Consider the following 11,694-nt stretch of genomic DNA (forward strand, 5'->3'; position numbering starts at 1 on the left):
ATTATATAACTTATAAAATTTATTCTATTACCACAAAATCTGTTAGTTTTGAAAAAGCCTTTGTTGTTCTAAACACAAACCTGGATAACTTATTAGAAAATGACTCATTTTCTAACTTCGCAAACGGCTCAAAATAAACTGCAGGCAGAGTAATATTCCTAGAATTGACAGCATCATATAGGTATGCTTTTTCATAGGTTTTATCTACCAAAATTTCATTTATTTTCTCTAAAGTCGATAAATTTTTTGGATCAATTTGCTTTAAGGTTTCAATGAGAATAGGGTGATTCGGGCTGATTCCTATAAGCTTTTGCGAAAACCTAATTTTTGAGTCTTTACTTGTAAAAGGCATAAGACCAACATAAAACGTATGTTTATTATTTAATTCAAAAATAGGTGCATGAGGTATTGCCTTATAATCGGCATATGCTCCAGCGAATTTCTCTAAAATTCTTAAGCCCAAATAAAACCTAAAATTTTCTTGCAAATTATTTGGTACACTTACGCTTAAATCTTTAAACTCGGAAGCAATTTTGTCTTTATCCCAAATATAAAACTCAAAATCTGCATTTTGAAGTTTCCAATTGATAAGATTTTTTTCCAAAATTTTTAATTCTTCTTTATCAAAAACCACAAAATGCACACTATAAGGCATTCTACCTTTTTGATTACATCCTATCTTAGAAGGTTTATGATCATCATATAGTTGCTTAAAGCTTCTAAACTTGACAGCATCAAATCCTTTGAGATTTTGAATAAATCTTTTAACTTGTGGATCATACATGCCATTTCCATATTCAAAAGTTGATGATAAAATTTCTTCTTTGAGCAAGTTGTGATGCATTAAAGTCTCAGGTTTTAACTCATGAAATGCGGAAGGCAAATCTTGACTATCTTTCCAAATCATATATTTCAAACCACTCCAAAATGTATGATATTTCATTCTCGCCAGAGACCAAAAATATGTTGGAGGGAATGCAATAGCTTTATCTTCTAAAGTCACATGAGTAACAAATGCATCCTTCAGAGGTAGCATAGAAGATTTGGAAATCATTATAGAAAGTTTTCCTATTGGTTCATCTCCTGAATCAAAATCTTTCCAATGTTTATCAAATTCAGTACGTATTAGATCAAGAGTCGTTTTTAAAATTGGATGACCAGGTTTTGATCCTATAATTCCATTGTTGAATACCATCTGCCAATCGACTGTAGGAAATTCAATCGGAACAAAAAAATCATATTTATGATTCAGATCATCTATAGGTTTATAGCATTTAACATCCATATCTCTATATACTCCTCCAAATCTATATAAAATTTCATATCTTGCTATATCAGCTCGTCCAGCATAACTTCTAGCATTATCGTATAAACCTTGATATTCTAATTTGAGGTCATTAATATCTTTTACATTCCATATTTTGAATTCCCAATTCGGGTGCAATATTTTACATTCATTTAAGTAATGTAAATACAAGGCGGGTATATCACCACCAAACCATATTTGATGCATCACTTTTGGTATAAGAGGCTTTTCAGAATAAAGCATCTTCGATGGTTTTTTAGTCTCATAAATACTCTTCATTAAATTATAATCAGGGAGATTTTTTTGTAAGTATTTAGTCGCTACCTTGTCGTTATCAGTTATAGCTTTAAAGAAATCTACATCTAAAATATTATTATAAGGCTCAGCAAGAGATATATTGCTTAATACAGAAAACAAAAAAATAAGATAAAACATAAAAATTATTCTACTACCACAAAATCTGTTAATTTTGAAAAAGCTCTAGGTATTCTGAAAATAAACCTATAAGCCCTGTCCCAAAAAGAGTCTTTTTCCAACTTTGCTAATGGCTCGAAGTATACTGCTGGCAAAATAATATTACGAGCACTCACTTCGTCATAAAGGTAAAGATTTGTATGGGCCTGCCGTACTAATTTTGCATTTATTTCTTCTAAAAGAGACAGGTCCTTTAAATCTGTTGTTGCTAAAGTTTTAGAAATAATTGGATGATTTGGACTTGCTCCTATTAATTTTTGGGAAAACAAAACTTGAGAGTTTAATTTAGTTAAAGGCATCAATCCTGCATAAAAATTATACTTATTACTCAGCTCGAACAAGGGTTTTCTTGGATAGGCTCTAAAATCAGCATAATTGCCTCCGAATTTTTCTAAAATCTTTAAGCCAACAAAGAATCTAAAGCACTCTTCTAAATCCTTAGGTATAGAAATATCTAATTCCTTAAAATTATCTCCTAACCTTTTTTTATCCCAGATTTGTATCTCTAGATCAGCATTTAAGACTTTCCAATTAGGTAAATTTTCTTCTAATTTTTCTTTTTCTTTATCATCAAAAACAAGGAAATAAAGGACTTCAGGAATTTTATTTTTTTTGTTCCAGTTTACATATGAAGGTTTGACAGAATCATATGCTTGTTTGAAACTTTTTATAATTCTTTGATCTGCTTTTGACAAACTTCGGAAAAATCTTTTAAGCTGCGGATCGTGCATATTGGTAGCATAATCAAAATTTGATACAAAAATTTCTTGTTTAGAATAATTATGGTTCATTAAAGTTTCTGGCTTTATTGAATTAAATGCAGAAATAACTTCGCTACTATCTTTAGATATCATATATCTTAATCCTGTAAAAAAGCTATGATATTTTACCTGCCCCAATCCCCAAAAATATGATGCAGGCAGCGCAACAGATTTATCACCAGACTGACTTTGTTGTTTGAATCCATCGGTAAGAGGTAACATAGAGACCTTAGCTACTATATTTTGATAAAGATCTATTTTAGCATTACCTTGGTCAAATTCTTCCCAATATTGCTCCGAATTTTTACTTATGACATCAAGAGTTGATTTTAAGATAGGATGTTTGGGTCTAGCTGCTATAATGCCATTATTAAGTACTCCTTGCCAATCGGTCATAGGAAATTCAATTGGAGCAAAAAAATCATATTTGTGGTTAAGATCATCTATTGGCCTTAAACATTTAACATCTATATCTCTATAAACTCCCCCAAATCTATACAAAATTTCATACCTCGCAATATCAGATCTTCCAGGGTAATTTCTAGCTTTATCATATAGATTTTGGTACTCTAATTTAAGATCAGCAATATCTTTTGCTCCCCATATCTTAAATTCCCAGTCTGGATGTAATACCTTACACTCATTTAAGTAATGAGCATATAAGGGAGTTAGATCACCATCCCAAATATGATGCATCACCTTAGGTATAAGAGGTTTTTCAGAATAAGGCATCTTAGAGGGTTTTTTAAGTTCGTATTGTTCTTGGAAGAACTTAAAATTTTCAGGATTTTGCTTTAAATATTTAATCGCAACTTCATTTCCATCAGTGACAGACTTTACAAAATCTTTTACATCTAAAATATTATTATAAGGCTCAGCAACAGATACATAGTTCAATAAAGAAAATAAAAAAATAAGATAAAACATAAAATTATTCTACTACTACAAAATCCGTTAATTTTGAAAAAGCCTTAGGTATCCTGAAAATAAACCTATAGATCTTATTCCACAAAGTATCCTTCGGTAAATCAGCAAACGGTTCAAAATAAATGGCAGGAAAAACTATATTTTTTGCATTTACCTCATTATATAGATAAATTTTTTCATAAGCTTGTGCTGTTAGAACGTCATTAATTTGAAATAAATTTTCCGAATTAACCTTACTAAGCGTACTAGAAATAATAGGATGTTTTGGACTTGCTCCTATTAATTTTTGAGAAAGCGATATTTTTGAATCTTTATCAATCAACGGCATAAATCCTGCGTAAAAATTATACTTATTATTTAGCTCAAATATTGGTTTATGGGGTTTGCTTCTATAATCGGCATAACTGCCACCAAATTTTTCAAGAATTTTTAAACCTATATAAAATCTGAAATTATCACTATTATCAAATTCTTTGAATTCTGATTTTATTTTATCTTGATCCCAAATTTTAAATTCAAAGGCAGCGTTTTGCATTTTCCAATCATCAAGATTAGTTTCTAAAATCTTTAATTCAGCTCTGTCAAAAATTACAAAATGTAGCACTTGCGTTATTTTGCTAACTTTATTGAACGAAATTTTTGAAGGATACAAATCATTATATACATGCAAAAAACTTTTCAATTTCCTTTTATTAGGTTTAGATAAACTATCTAAAAAACTCTTAATTTGAGGATCTTTAAAACAATTGCCCTCAAAAAAATCTGATGAAAATATTTCTTCTTTTTTGACGTTATGGTGCATCAAGGTTTCGGGTTTAAAAAAACGAAAAGCTGTAGAAAAATCTGGAGAGCGGTTTTGCATGATTGATTTAACATCTTCCCAAAATGTATAGTATGAGACATTGGATATACCATAAAAATAACTCGCAGGTAATGCTATGGATTTGTCATCGGGTTTAGTTTGCTCTATAAAGCTTTGAGTTAGTGGGAGCATTGATACTTTTGCTACCATCATATATAATTCGTCAGCAGTTTTTTCATTTCCTAAATCAAATACTTCCCATTGTGTATCATAGTTTTGGCGAATAATATCAAGGGTTCTTTTTAATACGGGATGACCTGCATTGGCTCCAATGATGCCATTATTTATTACCGCAGGCCAATAAGTGATAGGGTATTCAATCGGAGCAAAAAAATCATATTTATGATTTAAATCATCTATAGGCCTTAAACATTTAACATCCAAATCCCTATAAACACCACCAAATTTATACAAAATTTCGTACCTTGCAATATCGGACCTACCAGCGTAATCTCTAGATTTATCATATAGATCTTGATTTTCTAAGTTAAGAGATCTAATATCCTCGTCGCTCCAAAACTTAAATTCCCAATCTGGGTGAAGTTTTTTACATTCATCAAAATAATTTTGATATAAAGGAGGCAGATCACCATCCCAAACATGATGCATTACTTTAGGAATTAAGGGTTTATCTAGATAAGGCATTTTAGAAGGCTTTTTAGCCTCATAGGTATTTTTCAAAAATTCATAATTAACAGCGTTTTGTTTTAAAAATTTGGTAGCAACTTCATTGCCGTCCGTCATAGATTGGATAAAATCTACATCAATAACATTGTTATAAGGAACAGCGAAAGAGAATCTATTTAATATCAAAAACAAAACAGTTAAACGTAAAAGCATTATTTTATTCTACCACCACAAAATCTGTTAGCTGAGAAAAAGGTCTATTAACCCGCCAAATAGATCTGTAAATTTTGTTCCACCTTGAATCTGCTTCTAACTTTGCAAACGGTTCAAAATAAACGGCAGGTAGTACAATATTTTTTGCACTAATTGCATCATAGAGGTGTATTTTTTGATATACTTGCTGTACTAAAATTTCATTGATTTTTTCTAAATTTTGAGCGTTAAGTTTATCTAGCGTTGTAGATATAATAGGATGATTAATACTTGATCCAATTAGTTTTTGCGAGATAGATATTTTTGATCCTCCATGGGTTAAAGGAACAAGCCCTGAATAAAAGTTATACTTATTATTCAATTCAAATATTGGTTTGTGAGGCTTTGCTCTAAAGTCAGCATAAGTGCCTCCAAATTTTTCTAAGATTTTTAGACCAACATAGAACCTTAAATTGTCTTTATCAGATAAATTAAGGTTTTTGAATTCTAATTTTATTTTATCTTGATCCCAAATTTTAAATTCAAAATTAGCATTTAAAACTTGCCAGTTTTCTAAATTTTGCTCTAAAACTTTTAATTCATTTTCATCTAAAACAACAAAATGCACAATTTGAGGTATCTTGCTTTTTTTATTAAATCCTACTCTTGAAGGCTGGTTATGGTTATATACCTGTTGAAATATTTTTATCTTACGCTGATCTGGTTTTTGTAAATCGTGAAAAAATTTTCTCACCTGAGGATCATACATACCATTTCCGTATTCAAAACTAGAGGTAAAAATTTCTTCTTTAAGTAAGTTGTGATGCATTAAAGTTTCTGGCTTTAATTCATGAAATGTAGATTTAAGTTCTTCGTTAATACCAAAAAACCTTAATTTTAAACCACTCCAAAACGTATGGTACTTAACTTTTGCAAAAGCCCAAAAGTATGTTGTAGGTAGTGCAATACTTTTGTCATTTATACTACTATGAGCAACAAAACCTTCCGTTAAGGGTAGCATAGAAGTTTGGGGTACCATTGCTTCAAAAAGATCTATGTCATTTTCTCCTTCGTCAAATTCTCTCCAAAAATCATCATACTTATCTCTCAATACCTCCAAAGTAGTTTTCAAAATAGGATGTTTCGGTCCAGCTCCTATCACCCCATTATTTAATATCATTTGCCACCCCACTCTTGGATAATCAATAGGTGCAAAAAAATCGTACATGTGATTAAGATCATCAATGGGCCTTAAGCACTTAACATCCATATCCCTATAAACCCCTCCAAATCTATATAAAATCTCATATCTTGCTACATCGGATCTGCCGGCGTAATTTCGCGCCTTATCATAGACATCTTGATAGTTTAATTTGAGAGATTTAATATCTTTGTCGGTCCATATCTTGAATTCCCAGGTTGGATGAACCTTTTTACATTCATCAAGATAATTCTGATATAAAGGGGGCAGATCTCCATCCCAAACGTGATGCATAACTTTGGGAATTAAAGGTTTATCGTAGTAATGCATAATTGAAGGCTTTTTAGCTTCATATATATCTTGCATTAGCTCGTAACGAGAAAGATTTTTTTTTAAATAATTTGCGGCTATCTTATTTCCACCAGTAGTAGATTGAAAAAAATCCACATCCTTAATGTTATAAATCGGAATGGCTAAACTATTTGAGAAGAAAAAAAGAAAAAATATATATCGCAGGAACATAGACACTTTGCAATTTACTAAAATGTATTAAATCACAAAATATACATCTTGAAAAGGGTGTGGTGATAAATTTAACTTAAATTCATCGCAGCATCCTCTAAAGCTTTAATTTTATCCCTCAATTCAGCAGCCTTTTCAAAATCGAGGTCGCTTGCAGCCTTGAGCATTTCTTTTTTAAGTTTCGTCAGATATGACTTTAGCTTCTTCTCATTATGGATTATTTCATGATCGCTACTATCCACTACCTTATCCAATTTCTCCAGTTCAATTAATGCTTTAATACTGCGATCTATGGTTATAGGTTTAATATTATGCTCCTTGTTATACTGCTCCTGGATACTCCTGCGCTTATGGGTAACATCAACAGCATTTTTAATAGATTGAGTAATAACATCAGCATATAACAAAACCCTTCCATTAGCATTACGTGCCGCTCTACCTATAGTTTGAATTAGCGAAACTTCTGAACGCAAAAATCCTTCTTTATCTGCATCTAAAATCGCAACTAACATACACTCCGGAATATCTAGACCTTCTCGCAATAAATTAATGCCAACTATAATATCAATATCACCTTTGCGAAGATCTCTAATAATCTCTGTACGCTCTAGTGTATGAATTTCTGAATGAAGATATGTAACCTTAAAATTTTGCTCTAATAGGTATTCCGTTAGTCTTTCTGCCATCTTTTTTGTTAAAACAGTAACGAGCACCCTACCCTTAGCTTCTATTACAACCTTTAGTTCTTTAACTAAATCTTCAACTTGATTTTGAGCTGGCCGGATAATACATAACGGATCAAGAAGACCTGTAGGTCTTATGATTTGTTCTATATATTTACCATCGGTTTTTTGTAATTCAAATGATGCGGGAGTAGCTGATACGTATATAGTTTGAGGCCTAAAATTCTCCCACTCATCAAAAGTAAGAGGCCTGTTATCTAAGGCAGAAGAAAGTCTAAAACCATGCTCAACGAGCACTGATTTACGAGCCCTATCACCATTATACATAGCCCTTACTTGAGGGACTGTTACATGGCTTTCATCCAAAAATAATAATGCATCAGGAGGAAGGTATTCAAATAACGTCGGAGGAGGCATGCCAGCTTTGCGACCAGTAAAATATCTGGAATAATTCTCAATACCTTTACAAGTACCAGTGCTTATCATCATTTCTATGTCAAACTCCACTCTTTGCCTTAAGCGTTGTTCTTCAATAAATTTTGAATTTGCCTTATAAAATTCTAAGCGTTCTACTAACTCTTCTTTAATTTGCTCTACAGCTTTTTCGATAACATGCTGAGGGGTTACGTGATGCGAAGTCGCATAAATTACCGCTTGGCTTAGTGGAGCCAGCTTCTGACCTGTTAAAGGATCAAATTCCCATATTTCTTCCAATTGTTCATCAAAAAAACTAAGTCTCCATGCTTTTTCGCTGTAGTGGGCTGGAAAAATATCTATATTATCACCTTTAACCCTGAAACTACCTCTCTCGAAATTTGTATCGTGGCGTTCGTACTGTAATTGTACTAACCTTTTCAGTAATTCAGATCTTTTATAATTATGTCCTTTTTGCAGACGCATTGTCATTTCTTGGTATAATTCAGGAGAGCCTAAACCATAAATACAAGAAACTGATGAAACCACTACAACATCTCTACGCTCAAGTAGCGATCTTGTTGCAGAGTGCCGCAATAAATCTATCTGCTCATTAATGGATGAATCTTTTTCTATATAAGTATCGGAACTTGGAATATATGCTTCTGGCTGGTAATAGTCATAGTAAGAAACAAAATACTCTACTGCATTATCTGGAAAAAATTCTTTCATTTCTTGATAAATTTGAGCAGCAAGAGTTTTATTATGGGCCATAATCAAAGTTGGACGATCTACGGCTTGTATGACGTTCGCCATAGTAAAAGTCTTACCAGATCCGGTAATACCAAGCAGCACTTGATCCTTTTGCTCTTCTCTCAAACCTTTTGTTAGTGCGCTAATGGCATCTGGTTGGCTGCCTGCTGGCTTAAATTTGCTTGATATTTGAAACCCCATTACTCTTTATACCAAGATGTAGTGCCGTCCTTTAAATCTTGCAATATTATTCCCTTTTCTCTTAAGTCGTTTCGTATTCTATCAACCAAAGCCCAATTTTTATCTTTTTTGGCTTGCAGACGAGTTTGGATTAATTGCTCAATTTCTTTGGTACTAATTTCTAGCTTAACATTTTTTTCAAGTAAGCCTATAAAATTTGCGCAATATTTTATACAGCTGCTTAACTTAAGATCAGACTTTTTAGCTAAAGAGACGAGATATTGCAAAGCTTTTCGTGTATTTAAATCATCAAATAACGCAGCAAAAAAATCATCTGCTTCTTGGCTTTTTTCTGGTCTTACATCTTGCGTCACTCTACGCAATAAAGAAATATTTTTGGTTGCTTCGTTAAGTAATTGTTTGGAAAAATTTAGCGGTTTATGGTAGTGCGCATTAAGAAGAGCATACCTTAATACATCCCCTTCTATACCTTGATTTCTTACATCTTGCACTGTAATAAAATTATTTAAAGATTTACTCATCTTTTCCCCTTCTACATTCAAGAATCCATTATGAACCCAAAATTGTGCAAATCTAGATCCTGGCAATGCGCAACAACTTTGAGCAATTTCATTTGTGTGATGTGGAAAGATTAAATCAATACCACCTCCATGTATATCAAAATCGCTGCCTAAATATTGGTAAGACATAGCAGAGCACTCAATGTGCCATCCGGGATAGCCCCTGCCCCAGGGACTTTCAAATGGTGATTCATATTCGCCATGTTTGCCAATTTTCCACAAAACCCAATCTTCAAGGTGTATCTTATCATCAGCAGCAACTACCCTAGTACCAGATTTAGCCTCAGCTATTTTACGTCCAGATAGCTTTGTGTAATCCTTATAACTCTTAGCATCAAAATATACATTACCTTCTTTGACGTAAGCACAACCATTATCCAAAAGCCGCTGAATCATCTCAATCATCTGAGGCATATGGTCTGTTGCTTTTGGCTCTATGTTTGGAGATAAACAATTTAGATAAGATGCATCTTCATAAAAATCTGCAATGGTCTTTTTTGTCAGATCAAAAATTGGTATTCCTAATTGCTTTGCTCGATTGTTAATCTTATCATCTACATCCGTAATATTGCGAACATAAATCACATGATCTTTACCATAAATATAAGACAAAAGACGATATAATGTATCGTAAACAACAAGGGATCTTGCATTACCAATATGTATAAAGTCATAAACTGTAGGACCGCATACATACATTCCTACAGCTTTATTATTTAATGGTTCAAAAAGTTCTTTTTTTTTTGATAATGTGTTTTGAAGGTATAACTTCATAATTTTTGAAGCTTTTCTTGTAGCAACTTATTTACAAGCACAGGGTCGGCCTTATTACCACTTGCCTTAATCACCTGACCTACCAAAAAGCCGAATAGTCTTGTTTTACCCGATAAATATTCTTGCACGGTCTCGGGATTATTTTTTACCACTTCATCTATAATTTCAGCAAGTTGATTCGGGTCAGAAATTTGCCCAAGATTCTTAGCTTTCACTATCTCTTTAGGAGTCATATTACTTGTCGTCATATCTTTGAAGATATCTTTTGCAATCTTACCCGAGATAGTCTTATCACTAATTAGATTAATCAACTCAGCTAAATGCTCTGGCTTAATAGGAGCATTAACGATTTCAAGGTCGTTATCATTGAGATAGCTAAATAATTCTCCCATAATCCAGTTAGCAGCAAGCTTATAATCAGAATTTTTAGCGACTATCTCAAAATAGTCAGCAACAGCCTTATCAGCAGATAAAACTCCAGCATCGTACTTGCTTAAACCATAAGAATCAATATACCTTTGCTTCTTAGCGTCGGGCAATTCTATCATTTCTTTTTTGACTTGATCAATATAGTCTTGCTCTAAAACCAATGGTGGTAAATCAGGATCTGGGAAATATCTATAATCTAAAGCATCTTCTTTTGATCTCATTAAGCGAGTTTCTCCAACTTCAGCATCAAAAAGCCTGGTTTCTTGCTCAATCACACCTCCAGCTTCAATGATTTCTATTTGTCTTTCTGCTTCGTACTCAAGAGCACTTACTATGTTTTTAATGGAATTAAGGTTTTTTATCTCACACCTAGTTCCTAGTGGGGCCCCTTTTTTTCTAACCGATACGTTAGCATCGCAGCGCATAGATCCCTTTTCCATATCACCATCACAAGTACCTAAATACCTTAAAATGCTACGCAATTTTTTCAAGTACTCAGCAGCTTCTTCTGGTGAGCTCAAATCAGGAGCTGTTACTATTTCCATTAAGCCAATACCGGCTCTATTTAGGTCAATAAAAGTCTTGGTAGGATCTTGGTCATGTAAGCTTTTTCCAGCATCTTTTTCTAAGTGTATTCTCTCAATTCTAATTCTTTTAACCTGATCACCAATTTCTATATCTAGATATCCATTAGAAACTATAGGATGGTAAAACTGAGAAATTTGATAACCGCTCGGCAAGTCTGGATAAAAGTAATTTTTACGGTCAAAAGCAGATACCTTATTGATAGTTGCATTTATCGCAAGACCAGTCTTAATAGCTTGCCTCACGCAATGCTCATTTAGCACTGGAAGCATGCCAGGAAGAGCCGCATCAAACAAAGCTACGCAAGAATTAGGAGTTTGACCAAACGTTGCAGGAGATGAAGAAAATAATTTAGAATTAGATTTAACTTGAGCATGAACCTCAAGACCTATAACATATTCCCAACCATTACCTAAACTCATA

The 11,694-nt window shown here is 32.9% G+C and carries 7 protein-coding genes; all 7 read right to left on the bottom strand.

Annotation, left to right across the window (positions count from 1 at the left end; genetic code table 11):
• Positions 1 to 19 precede the first annotated feature (19 nt).
• Positions 20 to 1,741 carry a glycosyltransferase gene (locus tag phytr_RS02290; RefSeq protein ID WP_106874279.1) on the bottom strand — a complete coding sequence of 574 codons (1,722 nt, stop codon included), beginning with the start codon at positions 1,739 to 1,741 and terminating at the stop codon, positions 20 to 22.
• Positions 1,742 to 1,746: 5 nt separating this feature from the next.
• Positions 1,747 to 3,468, bottom strand: a complete 1,722-nt coding sequence (locus phytr_RS02295; protein ID WP_106874280.1) for a glycosyltransferase — start codon at positions 3,466 to 3,468, stop codon at positions 1,747 to 1,749.
• A 4-nt stretch (positions 3,469 to 3,472) separates the two neighbouring features.
• A complete protein-coding gene (locus tag phytr_RS02300) occupies positions 3,473 to 5,170 on the bottom strand; it encodes a glycosyltransferase (RefSeq protein WP_106874281.1) in 1,698 nt (565 codons plus the stop codon).
• 4 nt (positions 5,171 to 5,174) lie between these two features.
• The gene (locus phytr_RS02305; RefSeq protein ID WP_158706830.1) at positions 5,175 to 6,797 is read right to left on the bottom strand and encodes a glycosyltransferase; all 1,623 of its coding nucleotides are present in this window, start codon (positions 6,795 to 6,797) and stop codon (positions 5,175 to 5,177) included.
• A 146-nt stretch (positions 6,798 to 6,943) separates the two neighbouring features.
• Complete coding sequence (gene uvrB / locus phytr_RS02310; protein WP_106874283.1) at positions 6,944 to 8,923, bottom strand: excinuclease ABC subunit UvrB; 1,980 nt, start codon at positions 8,921 to 8,923, stop codon at positions 6,944 to 6,946.
• The gene (cysS, locus tag phytr_RS02315; RefSeq protein ID WP_106874284.1) at positions 8,923 to 10,257 is read right to left on the bottom strand and encodes a cysteine--tRNA ligase; all 1,335 of its coding nucleotides are present in this window, start codon (positions 10,255 to 10,257) and stop codon (positions 8,923 to 8,925) included. Before cysS ends, uvrB begins: the two co-directional genes overlap by 1 nt.
• Positions 10,254 to 11,693, bottom strand: coding sequence for an Asp-tRNA(Asn)/Glu-tRNA(Gln) amidotransferase subunit GatB (gene gatB, locus phytr_RS02320; RefSeq protein WP_106874285.1), 1,440 nt, complete (start codon positions 11,691 to 11,693; stop codon positions 10,254 to 10,256). The genes cysS and gatB overlap by 4 nt, the downstream gene beginning before the upstream one ends.
• Between the last annotated feature and the right edge of the window lies 1 nt (position 11,694).

This window comes from Candidatus Phycorickettsia trachydisci, assembly GCF_003015145.1.
Lineage (GTDB): Bacteria > Pseudomonadota > Alphaproteobacteria > Rickettsiales > Rickettsiaceae > Phycorickettsia > Phycorickettsia trachydisci.